Here is a 14766-nt window from a genome sequence, read left to right on the forward strand (position 1 = left end):
GACGGCTTCGGCTTCGTGAGCGAGAGACGATGCAGCAGTCCCTACCCGCTGTGCGCGCGCCTATGCACTGAGTGGCACCGGCTTACGGACACCACAGGGCCTTCCAGGGGCCTCTGTGGCCGGAATGCGAACAGAACCAGCCGTGTCCGGGTCAGCCGCCGAGGTGTTTGCGCAACTGCTTGTGGAGGTTGGCGATCAGCTTGCCACGCTTGGGTTTCGCCTCGACGTTCCCGAACACGGAATAGCCGTTCACCACGACGACCGGGGCTTCCGGGTCTGCGGATTCCAGTGTGTCGACCTCGAAATTGCCGAAAATGCCCGTACCGCTGCCGCGCAGCGAGATGTTCTCCGGCACCTTGATCTCGACGCTGCCGAAGACGGACGTCGCGTTCACCACCGTCAGACGCTGGCCGAAAAGAGCCTCGGTCAGGTCGATCTCGACACTGCCGAAGAGAGCGAAGGCGTTCGTACGTCCGCCCACCCGCCAACGGCCCCTGCGGGTCGAGGCGCTGAAGACCGCCACGAGGTTCTCGGCGGGCCCGGACGGCACTTCGGGGCCGTACGGGGAGGGCGGGGCCGCGGGACGGGCGGCCCCGCCGCCGGCCGGCAGGTCACCCACCAGCGGTTCGAGTTCCCCGAGGGTCCTGGCGCGGTAGACCAGGTCGACCCGCTCCGCGTGCTCGTCCGCGGTCAGCCGGCCCTCGGCCATGGCCTCCCGCAGGATGTCCGCGAACCGGTCGCGGTCCGCGTCGGAGGCGCGGATGCCGACGGGCGCGGCACCCGCGGGTGTGGGGCCGGCGGGCACGGGCCCGGCCGGGCCGACGGGCTGCTGGGGCTGCTTTTCGAGGTCCACCGCCCCAGACTACCCAAACGCGATAGATCGCGACCAGTACCCGGACGGCCCGTCGTCACCCGGGTTCCGCCCCGCCTCCGGGCCGGACCGGGTGAGCCTTACCTCACAGGCCCGGCACGCCCGGGGCGTTCTACCCTGTTGGATGCGCTGCCCGAGGGCGGTCAGCGCTGTCGCCGAGTGAGGAATGGCCGTAATGCCAGAGTTTGCGTACTCCGATCTGCTTCCCCTGGGTGAGGACACCACGCCGTACCGGCTGGTGACCTCCGAGGGCGTCTCGACCTTCGAGGCCGACGGCCGTACGTTCCTCAAGGTGTCGCCCGAGGCGCTGCGCACCCTCGCCGCCGAGGCGATGCACGACATCTCGCACTACCTGCGCCCCGCCCACCTGGCGCAGCTGCGGCGCATCGTGGACGACCCGGAGGCCTCGTCCAACGACAAGTTCGTCGCGCTGGACCTGCTGAAGAACGCGAACATCGCCGCCGCGGGCGTCCTGCCGATGTGCCAGGACACCGGCACGGCGATCGTCATGGGCAAGCGCGGGCAGAACGTGCTCACCGAGGGCGGTGACGAGGAGGCCCTGTCGCACGGCATCTTCGACGCCTACACGAAGCTCAACCTGCGGTACTCCCAGATGGCCCCGCTGACCATGTGGGAGGAGAAGAACACCGGGTCGAACCTGCCGGCCCAGATCGAGCTGTACGCCACGGACGGCGGGGCGTACAAGTTCCTCTTCATGGCCAAGGGCGGCGGCTCGGCCAACAAGTCCTTCCTCTACCAGGAGACCAAGGCGGTCCTCAACGAGGCCTCCATGATGAAGTTCCTGGAGGAGAAGATCCGTTCGCTGGGTACGGCGGCCTGCCCGCCCTACCACCTGGCGATCGTCGTCGGCGGCACGTCCGCCGAGTTCGCGCTGAAGACCGCGAAGTACGCCTCCGCGCACTACCTGGACGAGCTGCCGGGCGAGGGTTCGCCGACCGGGCACGGCTTCCGGGACCAGGAGCTGGAGCAGAAGGTCTTCGAGCTGACGCAGCGGATCGGCATCGGCGCGCAGTTCGGCGGCAAGTACTTCTGCCACGACGTGCGCGTGGTGCGCCTCCCCCGGCACGGCGCCTCGCTGCCCGTCGCCATCGCCGTGTCCTGCTCGGCCGACCGCCAGGCCACCGCGAAGATCACCGCCGAGGGCGTCTTCCTGGAGCAGCTGGAGAAGGACCCGGCGCGCTTCCTGCCGGACACCACCGACGAGCAGCTCGACAGCGACGGGGACGTCGTCCGCATCGACCTGAACCGGCCGATGGACGAGATCCTCGCCGAGCTGACCAAGTACCCGGTGAAGACCCGGCTCTCGCTGACCGGTCCGCTGGTCGTGGCCCGTGACATCGCGCACGCCAAGATCAAGGAGCGGCTGGACGCGGGCGAGGAGATGCCGCAGTACCTGAAGGACCACCCGGTGTACTACGCGGGCCCGGCGAAGACGCCCGAGGGGTACGCCTCCGGTTCCTTCGGCCCGACGACGGCCGGCCGGATGGACAGCTACGTCGCCCAGTTCCAGGCGGCGGGCGGCTCCAAGGTGATGCTCGCCAAGGGCAACCGGTCCAAGCAGGTCACGGACGCCTGTGGCGCGCACGGCGGTTTCTACCTCGGCTCGATCGGCGGCCCGGCGGCCCGGCTGGCGCAGGACTGCATCAAGAAGGTCGAGGTCGTGGAGTACGAGGAGCTCGGCATGGAGGCGGTCTGGCGCATCGAGGTCGAGGACTTCCCGGCGTTCGTCGTCGTCGACGACAAGGGCAACGACTTCTTCACCGAGCCCGCCCCGGCGCCGACCTTCACCAGCATCCCGGTGCGGGGCCCGGGTCTGGGCTGAACCGGCGGGCCCGTCTGCCGGGCCCGGGTGACCACGGGGGCGTTCCGGCCGCGGCCGGGGCGCCCCCGGCCGTCGCACGGCCCGGTGCGGGTGCGGTGGTCCCCGGCACGGGTACGCCCCGGGCGCGGGTGCGGCGGCCTTCGGGACGGATACGGGCCCCGGCCCACGGCGTCCGGCTCCCCGCCCACGGGGCTCCGGGGCCCGGGGCTCCGGGGCCCGGTGTCCCTGACGGCCCCTCGGAGCGCCCCGTTGTTTACTGGCGGCGGGGGCCGCCGGGGAACAGCCGGGGCCCGCCGCACGCTTGTCTCCAGCAGGAGGGTTGACACCATGGCCGGATCGGCGAAGGACACGGAGTACCGCATCGAGCACGACTCGATGGGTGAGGTGAGGGTTCCCGCGCACGCGAAGTGGCGGGCCCAGACGCAGCGGGCGGTGGAGAACTTCCCCGTCTCCGGGCAGCGTCTGGAACGCTCGCACATCGAGGCGCTGGGGCGGATCAAGGCGGCCGCCGCCACGGTCAACGCCGAGCTGGGGGTGCTGGATCCGGACATCGCCCGGGCGGTCCGGGAGGCCGCCTCGGAGGTCGCCGCCGGGCGCTGGGACGAGCACTTCCCCGTGGACGTGTTCCAGACGGGTTCGGGCACCTCGTCCAACATGAACGCCAACGAGGTGATCGCCACCCTGGCGAGCGAGCGGCTGGGCCGCGAGGTCCATCCCAACGACCACGTCAACGCCTCGCAGTCGTCCAACGACGTGTTCCCCTCCTCGATCCACATCGCCGCGACCGCGGCCGTCACCGGCGACCTGATCCCGGCCCTGGAGCACCTGGCGTCCTCGCTGGAGCGGAAATCAGCCGAATTCTCGGAGGTCGTGAAGTCGGGACGTACGCATCTGATGGACGCCACGCCGGTCACGCTCGGCCAGGAGTTCGGCGGTTACGCGGCACAGGTCCGCCACGGTGTGGAGCGGCTGCGCGCCTCGCTGCCCCGGCTCGCCGAACTGCCCCTGGGGGGCACGGCGGTGGGCACGGGCATCAACACGCCGCCCGGTTTCTCCGGTGCGGTGATCGCCGAGGTGGCCCGTACCACCGGGCTGCCGCTCACCGAGGCCCGTGACCACTTCGAGGCGCAGGGCGCCCGGGACGGGCTGGTCGAGACGTCCGGCCAGCTGCGGACGGTCGCCGTCTCGCTGACCAAGATCTGCAACGATCTGCGCTGGATGTCCTCGGGTCCCCGCACCGGGCTCGCCGAGATCAACCTGCCCGATCTGCAGCCCGGTTCGTCGATCATGCCGGGCAAGGTCAACCCGGTGGTCCCCGAGGCGGTGCTGATGGTCGCCGCCCAGGTGACCGGCAACGACGCCACGGTGGCCGTGGCCGGCGCGGCCGGGAACTTCGAGCTGAACGTGATGCTCCCGGTGATCGCGAAGAACCTCCTGGAGTCGGTGCGGCTGCTCACCACCGCCTCGCGGCTGCTCGCCGACCGCACGGTGGACGGCATCACGGCCAACGCCGAGCGGGCCCGGCGCTACGCGGAGTCCTCCCCCTCGGTGGTGACCCCGCTGAACAAGTACATCGGTTACGAGCAGGCGGCGAAGGTCGCCAAGAAGTCCCTGGCCGAGGGCACAACGATCCGGGAGACGGTGCTGGCGGAGGGGTACGTGGAGCGGGGCGACCTGACGCTGGAGCAGCTCGACGCGGCCCTGGACGTGCTGCGCATGACCCGGCCGTGACCCGAGCCGCCGGGGCCGTAACGGGTGTTCGAGGCCCGGCCGCGGCGGGGCGTCAGCTTCTAAGATCCCTTCATGACAGCCATGGAGGCGGGGACGGGAACGGGAACGGGCGGCGGCGTCGGGTACTGGGAGCCCGGGGATCACATCCTCTGGCGCTACCGGGGCAACGGGGACGGGCACGCGGTGCACATCTGCCGTCCGGTCACGGTGGTGCGGGACACGGCCGAACTACTCGCCGTGTGGATGGCGTCCGGTACCGAGTGCATCAGACCCGTGCTCGCCGACGGCACCCAGGTGCACGCCGAGCCGCTGGCCACCCGCTACACCCGGCCGCGCACCACCGTGCGTTCGCGGTGGTTCGGCTCGGGCGTGCTCAAGCTGGCCCGGCCCGGCGATCCCTGGTCGGTGTGGCTGTTCTGGGACCGCGGCTGGGTGTTCCGCAACTGGTACGTCAACCTGGAGGAGCCGCTTTCGCGTTGGGCCGGAGGGGTGGATTCCCAGGATCACTTCCTGGACATCTCCGTACGCCCGGACCGCACCTGGGAGTGGCTCGACGAGGACGAGTTCGCCGAGGCCCAGCGGGTCGGCCTGATGGACGCGGCGACCGCCCGGAAGGTGCGCGGGGCCGGGCTGGCGGCGGTCGAGGTGATCACCGCCTGGGGGTCGCCGTTCGGGGACGGGTGGGAGCACTGGCGGCCCGATCCGGGCTGGTCCGTGCCGGCGCTGCCGGATGACTGGGACCGCACCCCCGCCCGTACGCCCTCGTGAGACCCTTGTCGCACCCCAGGGGGGCGACCGTAGGATCGCTCCCGACGTGAAGTGCTCCACCGCCCCGAGGTGTTCCAACGGTCGCACGGAGCACTGGGCCTGACCACAAGTCACCGCACGATCCGCACCACACGCACGGTCCACGGAAGCCGGGCGCCAGGCGCGGTCGCACGAACCACTACGAGGGGGTGGAGACGTGCTCACTGTCCGCTGCCCCGCCACCGGAGCAGGTGGCCCGGGGCTGCCGCGCGGCCGTACGGTTTCGGCCCCGTCCGGCGGGGCATCCGGTGACAGCCGTTGTTCTCACCGCGCTCGCCGGGGCACAGTGGCGCCACCCCACGGGGTGACTGTGACCGCCTCATACAACCGGCCCGGACGGACGGAATCCCACGCGTGACGGAGCATCCCACCTCCCACGAAGGACGGCAGCCCCTCGCCGCCCGGCCGCAGGAACGCGCCCGGCCCCGGCAGCAGGAGGCTCTGCCGGGCCTCGGTCCCGACCTTCTCCGACGCCATACTCGTCTATCTGCGGGACCCGCTCCCGGTGGGCGACGAGCGTCCCGTCAGCCCTTTCGTGCTGCGGCTGCGCCGTACCGACCGGCTGCGGCTCACCGACGAGGAGCCGGAGACGGGCCCGGAGGGCGAGCGGCTGCGGCTGCCCGTCACGGATCCGCAGGCGGGGCTGCTGCCCGCCGCCGAGCTGTGCGAGGTGCCGGCGGGCGGGGCGCTCGCCGAGGTGCTGCGCGGGGTGCGGCCGGTCTTCGGTGACTCCGCCGCGGCCCGGGCCGCCCTGCCGGAGCTGCTGGGGGCGGGCTGGGGCGTGCCCACCGGCCATCGGGTGATCCTCGCGCCGCTGCGCGGGCGGCGCCGGGTGATCGGCGCCGCGGTGTTCCTGCGGGGCCCCGAGCGCCAGCCCTTCGAGGCCGGCGATCTGCTGGTCGCGGCGCAGCTGGCCACGCACACCGCCCTGGGCATCGACAAGGCGGTGCTGTACGGCCGCGAGGCGTACATCGCCGACGAGCTGCAGCGCACCATGCTGCCCGACTCGCTGCCCCAGCCCACCGGTGTCCGTCTGGCCTCGCGTTATCTCCCGGCCGCGGAGACGGCCCGGGTGGGCGGTGACTGGTACGACGCGATCCCGCTGCCCGGCAGCAGGGTCGCCCTGGTCGTCGGTGACGTCATGGGCCACTCGATGACCTCCGCGGCGATCATGGGCCAGCTGCGGACGACCGCGCAGACGCTGGCCGGTCTCGACCTGCCGCCGCAGGAGGTCCTGCACCACCTGGACGAGCAGGCGCAGCGGCTGGGCAGCGACCGCATGGCGACCTGCCTGTACGCGGTGTACGACCCGGTCGCGCACCGGATCACCGTGGCCAACGCCGGCCATCCGCCGCCCGTCCTGCTGCATCTGGGCGGCCGTGCGGAGGTGCTGCGGGTGCCGCCGGGTGCGCCGATCGGTGTCGGCGGCGTCGATTTCGAGGCGGTGGAGCTGGACGCCCCGGCGGGTGCCACGCTGCTGCTGTACACGGACGGGCTGGTGGAGTCGCGGCTGCGGGACGTGTGGACGGGCATCGAGCAGTTGCGTGAGCGGCTCGCCGCGACCGCGCGGCTGACGGGGCCGGACCATCCGCCGCCGCTGGAGGCCCTCTGCGACGACGTGCTGGACATGCTGGGGCCCGGCGACCGTGACGACGACATCGCCCTGCTCGCCGCGCGTTTCGACGGGATCGCGCCGAGCGACGTCGCGTACTGGTTCCTGGAGCCGGAGGACGCGGCTCCGGGCCGGGCCCGCAGGCTGGCGCGCCGGGCGCTGGGGCGCTGGGGGCTGGACGCCGTCTCGGACGAGGCGGAGCTGCTCGTCAGCGAGGTGGTGACCAACGCCGTGCGGTACGCGGAGCGCCCGGTGACGCTGCGGCTGCTGCGTACCGACGTGCTGCGCTGCGAGGTCGGGGACGACGCGCCGCAGCTGCCGCGGCAGCGCCGGGCACGGGACACCGACGAGGGCGGCCGGGGGCTGTTCCTGGTCAACCGGCTGGCCAGGCGGTGGGGGGCGACGCGGCTGTCCACCGGGAAGGTCGTCTGGTTCGAGATGGCGGTGCCGGGCTCGTAGGCCGCGCGGACGGCCGGGTACGGGGGGAGGGGCGGTGCCCGGGACACCGCCCCTCCCCCCGTGTTCACCGCGTCACCGTGATCCGGGCAGCTGGTCCTGCGGCCGTTCGCCCGGCGGCTGTTCCTCCTCCGGGCTCTCGGGCGCCGTGGGTGTGCCGCTCGGCGTCCAGGAGGGGGTGTCGCTGGGGGTGGCCGGCGGGGAGGATTCCTCGGCCGGCGGGGTGCTCGGGCTCTCGGACGGCTCCTCGGGTTCCTCGGTCGGGGTCTCCCGCGGGGTGGGCGACTGCGCGGGCGGGGTGGAGGGGGCCCGCCTCACCGGGGCCTCGCCCCGTTCCACGCCCTCCAGATCGAAGGCCGCGTCGGAGCCGCCGCCGAGGGCCTCCAGGGTGTAGTCGGCCCAGATCCGTGCGGGGAAGCCACCGCCGTTGGCCCGGCCGGAGTTGGCGGTGCCGGTGAGGGAGACCTGGCCGCCGCCCTCCGCGGTGGACTCGCCGAACAGGGCGACGACGGTGGTGAGTTCCGGGGTGTAGCCGGCGAACCAGGCCGACTTGTTGTCCTCGGAGGTGCCGGTCTTGCCCGCGGCGTCGTAGGCGGGGGTGTTGGCCTCGTGGCCGGAGCCGTTGTCGACGACACCGGTCATGCCCTTGGTGACGGTGTCGGCGGAGGCCCTGCTGATCACCTGTCCGCCGATGGTGTCGACCGGTTCCATGGTGCGGTCGCGGTGCTCGGCGGACTTGACGATGGCCGGGGTGACCTTCTTGCCGTGGTTGTCGAGGGTGGCGTACACCCCGGCCATGTCCCAGGTGGAGGCGTTCATGGTGCCGAGGGTGATCGCGGGGCGCTCGGGGAAGTTCTTGTCGGGCACACCCAGCGAGAGTGCCGTCTTCTTCACGGCGCTCGGGGTGACGTCCACGACCATCTGCGCGAAGACGGAGTTGATCGACTTGTTCAGCGCCGTCTGGACGGTCGGGTCGGTGTAGCTGATGTCGTCCTCGTTCTGCGGGGCGAACGGGGTGTCGCTGCCGACGACGGGGCGCTTGCTGGTGCCGTCGTAGACGGTGTCCAGGCCGATCCGCTCACCGTTCCGCGTCTTCGCCCCGTTCTCCAGGGCGGAGGCGAGCACCAGCGGCTTGAAGGTGGACGCGGGCTGGTAGTCCTGGCGGGTGGCGTTGGAGACCCAGTGCTCGGTGGCGCCGACACCGCCGTAGAGCGCGAGGACCTTGCCGGTCTTCGGGTCCACGGAGGTGGCGCCCGCCTGGACGGTCGCGTCGGTCTTGCTGCCCTTGCGGTCGAGCTGGTTCTCCAGCTCGGCCTCGACCGACCGCTCCAGCTGCTTCTGCTTCTTCTTGTCGATGTTGAGGGTGATGGTCCAACCGCCGGCCTCACGCATCTCCTCGGTGATGCCCTGGCGGGCCATCTCCTGGTTCGCCGCCTCGACGAGGTAGCCGGCCTGGCCGTCGAGGCCGGGGGCGGGCCTGGGCGACTCGGGTACGGGGAAGGTGAGGCCGGCCCGCTCGGACTTCGTGAGCCAGCCCTCGTCCACCATGTTGTCCAGGGTGTACGCCCAGCGGTCCTTGACCAGCTTCTTCCCGGTCTTGTTCGCGTACGCCCAGTCGTACTGGCTGGGGGCCTGGAGCAGTGCCGCGAGGTAGGCGCCCTGGGAGACGTCCAGGTCCTCGGCGTCGACGCCGTAGTAGGCCTGGGCCGCCGCCTGGATGCCGTTGGCGCCCCGCCCGTAGTACACGGTGTTGAGGTACCCGGCGAGGATGTCGTCCTTCTCCATCCGCTGGTCGACCTTGAGCGAGATCACCAGTTCCTTGAGCTTGCGGGTGACCGTCCGGTCCTGGGTGAGGTAGTAGTTCTTGACGTACTGCTGGGTGATCGTGGAGCCGCCCTGCTTGCCCTTGCCGGAGAGGGTGTTGAGCAGGCCCCGGGTGGTGCCCTTGAGGTCGACGCCCTGGTCCCGGTAGAACGACTTGTTCTCGGCGGCGACGAAGGCGTGCTGGACCTTCTTCGGCACGACGGCCAGATCGACTATCTCGCGGTTGACCCCGGAGCCGGTCCGGGCCAGGAGCGAGCCGTCGCTGTACTTGTAGACGTTGCTCTGCTTCTGGGCCTGGGCGTTGGCCTCGGGCACGTCCACGTAGAAGTAGAGCGCGGCGAAGGCCCCCATCACCAGCAGGCAGAACCCGAAGAAAGTGCCCAGTATCTTCCGCCAGGTGAAGAGCCGGCGTATGCCGCCGCTCCCGGCGGCCCGGCGCGCATCCGCTCGACCCATCGCTGTGGTGCTCCTGTTCCTCGGCTCGTACCGCTCTGGTCAGACCTGCCAGCTAACACCGAAAGCCTGGACATATGGCAAGCGATCCGGTCTTTTCCGGACGTGAGAATCAGCACCCGCCCCTATGGAACCGACGCGCCAGGGGTGCGCATGGTTGTGATTCCGGTTAATGTGTAATCACATTGCTAGCGCGGTGATGAGCCGCGAGAACGGGGGACCCATGTCCGCACCGCACGAGCGCCCTGACGCCGCAGGCTCCGCCCCGGACCTCACCCCGGACACGCCCACGATGCCCGAACCGCAGGTCAGAGAGGTGACGGCGCACTCCATCCCGGGCGGACTCGGTCTGCTCCTGACCGTGCTGGGGGTGATCCTCGGCGTGGGCCTGGCCGTCATGGGAGGCGTCATCGGGTCGGGCGGGAACAACGCCGTCGGCATCCCGGTCTGCGTCTTCGGGGTGCTGCTCGCGATCGCCTCCCTCTTCTGCATGTCCGGCGTGAAGATGGTCGCCCCGGGAGAGGCCCGGGTCATCCAGCTCTTCGGCCGGTACGTCGGCACCATCCGCACCGACGGTCTGCGCTGGATCAACCCGCTGACCTCCAGCCGCAAGATCTCCACCCGGGTCCGCAACCACGAGACGGCGGTCCTGAAGGTCAACGACGCCTACGGCAACCCGATCGAGCTCGCCGCGATCGTCGTCTGGAAGGTGGACGACACCGCGCAGGCACTCTTCGAGGTCGACGACTTCCTGGAGTTCGTCGCCACCCAGACCGAGGCGGCCGTGCGGCACATCGCGATCGAGTACCCCTACGACTCCCACGACGAGGGCGGCCTGTCCCTGCGGGGCAACGCCGAGGAGATCACCGAGAAGCTGGCGGTGGAGCTCACGGCCCGGGTCCAGGCGGCCGGCGTCTCGATCATCGAGTCGCGTTTCAGCCACCTCGCGTACGCCCCGGAGATCGCCTCGGCGATGCTCCAGCGGCAGCAGGCGGGGGCCGTCGTGGCGGCCCGGCAGCAGATCGTCGAGGGCGCGGTGGGCATGGTCGAGATGGCGCTGACCCGGATCGCCGAGCAGGACATCGTGGAGCTGGACTCCGAGCGGAAGGCTGCGATGGTGAGCAATCTGATGGTGGTCCTGTGCGGTGACCGTGCGGCGCAGCCGGTCCTGAACACGGGCACGCTCTACCAGTGACGGACGAGGACGCCCCGCCGGGCGGGGGCGCCGGACCGGGCGGCGCCCCCGCCCGGCGGCAGCGGAAGCAGACGCTGCTGCGGCTGGATCCCGCGGTGCACGACGCCCTGGCCCGGTGGGCGGCGGACGAACTGCGCAGCGCGAACGCGCAGATCGAGTTCCTGCTGCGGAAGGCGCTGGCGGAGGCGGGCCGGCTGCCGGGGAGCGCGGCGCCGATCCCGCGCCGGGGGCGCCCCCCGAAAGCGGGGCCGGGGGCCGGGGACGCCACGGGGCCGCCGGGCGCCTGAGCCCCGGGCCGGCCCGGCCGGGGGCGTTCCGCGCCCGCCCCGCCGCTCCACCCCCGTCCCGGGCCGGGACAAGGGCGGAGCGGCGCGCGCCAGGGCGGTATACATTCAAGGTATACACACCATGTACAGTGCTCCGCATGTCAATCGGTCACACCCTGCTCGGACTCCTGGAGTCCGGCCCCCGCCACGGCTACGACCTCAAGCGCACCTTCGACGAGAAGTTCGGCCAGGACCGCCCGCTGCACTACGGGCAGGTCTACGCGACCATGTCCCGGCTGCTCAAGAACGGCCTGGTCGAGGTCGACGGCGTCGAGTCCGAAGGCGGCCCGGAGCGCAAGCGCTACGCCATCACCGACGCCGGGATCACCGACGTCTCCACCTGGCTGGCCACCCCGGAGAAGCCCGAACCGTATCTGCAGTCGACCCTGTACACCAAGGTCGTCCTGGCCCTGCTCACCGGCCGCAGCGCCGCCGACCTGCTGGACACCCAGCGCTCCGAGCACCTGCGCCTCATGCGTACCCTCACCGACCGCAAGCGCAAGGGCGATCTCGCCGACCAGCTGATCTGCGATCACGCGCTCTTCCATCTGGAGGCGGATCTGCGCTGGCTGGAACTGGCCGCCGCGCGTCTGGACCAGCTCGCGAAGGCGGTCGCTCCGTGACCCCCGCCGGCTCCCTGCTCGTCGCCCAGGACCTGCGCAAGACCTACGGCTCGACGCCCGCACTGGACGGCGCGTCCTTCTCCGTGCACCCAGGCGAGGTCGTCGCCGTCATGGGGCCCTCCGGGTCCGGCAAGTCGACGCTGCTGCACTGCCTCGCCGGGATCGTCACCCCCGACGAGGGCACCATCACCTACGCGGGCCGCGAGCTGTCCGCGATGTCCGACGCCGAGCGCAGCGCCCTGCGGCGCAGCGACTTCGGCTTCGTGTTCCAGTTCGGCCAGCTCGTCCCCGAACTGACCTGCCTGGAGAACGTCGCCCTGCCGTTGCGGCTGAACGGCGTCCGCCGCAAGGCCGCCGAACTGACGGCCCGGCGGTGGCTGGAGCGCCTGGAGGTCGAGGACGTGGCGGGCAAGCGGCCCGGCGAGGTGTCCGGCGGCCAGGGCCAGCGGGTCGCCGTGGCGCGGGCGCTGGCGGGCTCCCCCAAGGTGGTCTTCGCCGACGAGCCGACCGGCGCCCTGGACTCCCTCAACGGCGAGCGGGTGATGGAGCTGCTCACCGAGTCGGCCCGGTCCGAGAACACCGCCGTCGTCCTGGTGACGCACGAGGCGCGGGTGGCCGCCTACTCCGACCGTGACGTCGTCGTGCGCGACGGCCGTGCCCGGGACCTGGAGTTCGCCGTATGACCTGGCTGCGGGACCTCGGCCTGGGCATACGGTTCGCGGCGGCGGGCGGGCGTGAGGGCTGGGCGCGGACCGCGCTCACCGCCGTCGGCGTCGGGCTGGGCGTGGCGCTGCTGCTGGTCGCCTCGTCCGTACCGCATCTGCTCGACCAGCGGTCCGCGCGGAACGACGGGCGCAAGGAGGCCGGGTCCTCGCTCGGCGCGCCCGTACCGGAATCGGACAGCACGGTCCTGAGGACCGACGCGGAGACCGAGTACCGCGGTCAGGCCGTCGGCGGGTTCCTGATGCGGGCGGAAGGGCCGGATCCCGTCCTCCCGCCCGGGGTCGCGCACTTCCCCGCCCCCGGCGAGATGGCGGTCTCCCCCGCGCTGCGGGAGCTGCTGGCCTCGCCCGAGGGCGAACTCCTGCGGGAGCGGCTGCCGTACGAGATCACCTCGGTCATCGGTGACCAGGGGCTGCTCTCGCCCGGCGAGCTGTACTTCTACGCGGGCAGCGACACCCTCGCCCTGGCCACCGACAGCCGCCGGGTGGCCGGTTACGGGCGCGGCGGGGAGGGCGAACCGCTCAGCCCGATCCTGGTGATGCTGGTCATCATCATCTGCGTGGTGCTGCTGGTGCCGGTGGCGATCTTCATCGCCACGGCCGTGCGGTTCGGCGGTGAGCGCCGGGACCGCAGGCTGGCCGCGCTGCGGCTGGTGGGGACGGACATCCGGCAGACCCGCCGGATCGCCGCGGGCGAGGCCCTGTTCGGTTCGGTGCTGGGGCTGCTGGCCGGGACGGTGTTCTTCCTGGTGGGACGGCGGTTCGTGGGCCGGGTGGAGCTGTGGAACCACAGCGCCTTCCCGTCCGACCTGGTGCCCGCGCCCTGGGCGGCGGCCCTGGTCGCCGTCGCCGTACCGCTCGCCGCGGTGCTGGTCACGCTGGCCGCCATGCGCTCGGTGGTCGTCGAACCTCTGGGGGTCGTGCGCCGCGGCGGCGACCGCAGGCGCCGGCTGTGGTGGCGCCTGTTCGTCCCCGCCGCGGGGCTGGCGGTGCTCGGGGCGACCGGCCAGGTGGACGAGTTCACCCCCGTCAACCCCTATCCGATCGCGGCCGGAGCGGTCCTGGTCCTGGTCGGTCTGGCCCTGCTGCTGCCCTGGCTGGTCGAGGCGGTGGTGAAATTGCTGGGCGGCGGCCCGCTGTCCTGGCAGCTCGCCGTCCGCCGGCTCCGGCTGAGCAGCGGGTCCGCCTCACGGGCCGTCAGCGGCATCACCGTCGCGGTGGCGGGTGCGGTGGCCCTGCAGATGCTGTTCGCGGCCGTCGGTGACGAGTTCGACTCGATGACGGGCCAGGATCCCTCGCGGGCCCAGTTCCACACCTACTCCGGGCAGGTCGACGGGGACTCGGCCACCCGGACCATCGCGGCCTTCGAGGCCACCGAGGGCGTCGAAGCCGTCATCGGCACCGTGGAGACGTACGCCATGAAGCCGGGGAAGCCGGAGAACGAGGAGGACATCCAGCCCATCACCTCCCTGACCGTCGGCGACTGCGCGACCCTGAGGGAACTGGCCCGGATCGGCTCCTGCGAGGAGGGGGACACCTTCGTCGCCCACCCCGAGAACGACAAGGAGCAGGCCGACTGGATCGACGAGACCGCCCGCAAGGGCGAGCGGGTCGAGCTCAACCCGATGGTGGGCGACGAGCCCGGCGCGAAGTCGGTGCTCTGGACCCTGCCCGCGGGCACCCGCACGGTGACGGCCGGTCTCGACCCGCTCGGCAAGGAGCACTGGGGCATCCTCGCGACGGCGGGGGCGCTGGACCCGAAGATCCTGCCGACCGCGCAGACGGTCACGCAGATCCGGATCGACGAGAGCGTGCCGGACGCCTCGGAGCACGTCCGCAACACCGCCGCCCGGATCGACCCGGGGATGCGGGTCGCCACTCTCACGGCCACGTACAGGGACCGGCAGTACGCGAGTGTGCAGACCGGCCTGCGGTTCGGCGCGGTGGCGACGCTCCTGCTGATCGCGGTCTCGATGCTGGTCTCGCAGCTGGAGCAGCTGCGGGAGCGCAAGCGGCTGCTGGCGGTGCTGGTCGCCTTCGGCACGAAGCGTTCCACGCTGGGCTGGTCGGTGCTCTGGCAGACCGCCCTTCCGGTGGCCGTGGGTCTGCTGGCCGCTGTCGCGGGCGGCCTGGGGCTGGGGTGGGTGCTGACCTGGATGCTGGCGAAGACGGTGACCCAGTGGTTCCTGTTCTGGCCGCTGGCGGGGGCCGGAGCGGTGCTCGTCGCGGGGGTGACACTGCTCTCGCTGCCGCCGCTGTGGCGGATGATGCGCCCGGACGGTCTGCGTACGGAGTGAGCGGGA

Annotated in this window: 10 protein-coding genes and 1 pseudogene; 9 read left to right on the forward strand and 2 right to left on the reverse strand. The window is 71.8% G+C overall.

From position 1 onward, the window contains the following. Positions 1-151: 151 nt before the first annotated feature. Positions 152-853 carry a DUF1707 SHOCT-like domain-containing protein gene (locus CP967_RS11570; RefSeq protein ID WP_150487906.1) on the reverse strand — a complete coding sequence of 234 codons (702 nt, stop codon included), beginning with the start codon at positions 851-853 and terminating at the stop codon, positions 152-154. A 193-nt stretch (positions 854-1046) separates the two neighbouring features. Here CP967_RS11570 and CP967_RS11575 point away from each other — a divergent pair, with 193 nt between their 5' ends. From CP967_RS11575 to CP967_RS11590, 4 genes and pseudogenes are all read left to right on the forward strand, one after another. Beyond that, a complete protein-coding gene (locus tag CP967_RS11575; RefSeq protein WP_150487907.1) occupies positions 1047-2714 on the forward strand; it encodes a fumarate hydratase in 1668 nt (555 codons plus the stop codon). Between the two features lie 327 nt (positions 2715-3041). Next, a complete protein-coding gene (locus CP967_RS11580; RefSeq protein ID WP_150487908.1) occupies positions 3042-4445 on the forward strand; it encodes a class II fumarate hydratase in 1404 nt (467 codons plus the stop codon). Between the two features lie 72 nt (positions 4446-4517). Beyond that, on the forward strand, positions 4518-5213 hold the full coding sequence (fomD, locus tag CP967_RS11585; protein WP_150487909.1) for a cytidylyl-2-hydroxypropylphosphonate hydrolase: 696 nt from the start codon (positions 4518-4520) through the stop codon (positions 5211-5213). A 393-nt stretch (positions 5214-5606) separates the two neighbouring features. Next, a pseudogene (locus CP967_RS11590) lies at positions 5607-7323 on the forward strand (SpoIIE family protein phosphatase). Positions 7324-7395: 72 nt separating this feature from the next. Here CP967_RS11590 and CP967_RS11595 read toward each other — a convergent pair. After that, the gene (locus CP967_RS11595; RefSeq protein ID WP_150487910.1) at positions 7396-9600 is read right to left on the reverse strand and encodes a transglycosylase domain-containing protein; all 2205 of its coding nucleotides are present in this window, start codon (positions 9598-9600) and stop codon (positions 7396-7398) included. 220 nt (positions 9601-9820) lie between these two features. On the opposite strand from CP967_RS11595, the gene CP967_RS11600 reads away from it, so the two are divergent. The 5 genes from CP967_RS11600 to CP967_RS11620 all read left to right on the forward strand — a co-directional run bounded on the left by CP967_RS11600 (position 9821) and on the right by CP967_RS11620 (position 14760). Continuing rightward, on the forward strand, positions 9821-10792 hold the full coding sequence (locus CP967_RS11600; protein ID WP_150487911.1) for an SPFH domain-containing protein: 972 nt from the start codon (positions 9821-9823) through the stop codon (positions 10790-10792). Then, positions 10789-11079 carry a type II toxin-antitoxin system antitoxin gene (locus tag CP967_RS11605; RefSeq protein WP_150487912.1) on the forward strand — a complete coding sequence of 97 codons (291 nt, stop codon included), beginning with the start codon at positions 10789-10791 and terminating at the stop codon, positions 11077-11079. The genes CP967_RS11600 and CP967_RS11605 overlap by 4 nt, the downstream gene beginning before the upstream one ends. A gap of 137 nt (positions 11080-11216) precedes the next feature. After that, positions 11217-11741: a PadR family transcriptional regulator gene (locus tag CP967_RS11610; protein ID WP_150487913.1), complete on the forward strand. Its 525-nt coding sequence runs from the start codon at positions 11217-11219 to the stop codon at positions 11739-11741. After that, positions 11738-12424: an ABC transporter ATP-binding protein gene (locus CP967_RS11615; protein ID WP_150487914.1), complete on the forward strand. Its 687-nt coding sequence runs from the start codon at positions 11738-11740 to the stop codon at positions 12422-12424. The genes CP967_RS11610 and CP967_RS11615 overlap by 4 nt, the downstream gene beginning before the upstream one ends. Next, positions 12421-14760, forward strand: coding sequence for an ABC transporter permease (locus CP967_RS11620; RefSeq protein WP_150487915.1), 2340 nt, complete (start codon positions 12421-12423; stop codon positions 14758-14760). The genes CP967_RS11615 and CP967_RS11620 overlap by 4 nt, the downstream gene beginning before the upstream one ends. Positions 14761-14766 lie beyond the last annotated feature (6 nt).

Source organism: Streptomyces nitrosporeus (assembly GCF_008704555.1).
Classification (GTDB): Bacteria; Actinomycetota; Actinomycetes; order Streptomycetales; family Streptomycetaceae; genus Streptomyces; species Streptomyces nitrosporeus.

Excerpts from the sequence above, each read along its gene's own strand:
- CP967_RS11575 (WP_150487907.1), top strand. The coding sequence starts at position 1,047 with ATGCCAGAGTTTGCGTACTCCGATCTGCTTCCCCTGGGTGAGGACACC.
- CP967_RS11580 (WP_150487908.1), top strand. The coding sequence starts at position 3,042 with ATGGCCGGATCGGCGAAGGACACGGAGTACCGCATCGAGCACGACTCG.
- fomD (WP_150487909.1), top strand. The coding sequence starts at position 4,518 with ATGACAGCCATGGAGGCGGGGACGGGAACGGGAACGGGCGGCGGCGTC.
- CP967_RS11595 (WP_150487910.1), bottom strand. The coding sequence starts at position 9,600 with ATGGGTCGAGCGGATGCGCGCCGGGCCGCCGGGAGCGGCGGCATACGC.
- CP967_RS11600 (WP_150487911.1), top strand. The coding sequence starts at position 9,821 with ATGTCCGCACCGCACGAGCGCCCTGACGCCGCAGGCTCCGCCCCGGAC.
- CP967_RS11610 (WP_150487913.1), top strand. The coding sequence starts at position 11,217 with ATGTCAATCGGTCACACCCTGCTCGGACTCCTGGAGTCCGGCCCCCGC.
- CP967_RS11620 (WP_150487915.1), top strand. The coding sequence starts at position 12,421 with ATGACCTGGCTGCGGGACCTCGGCCTGGGCATACGGTTCGCGGCGGCG.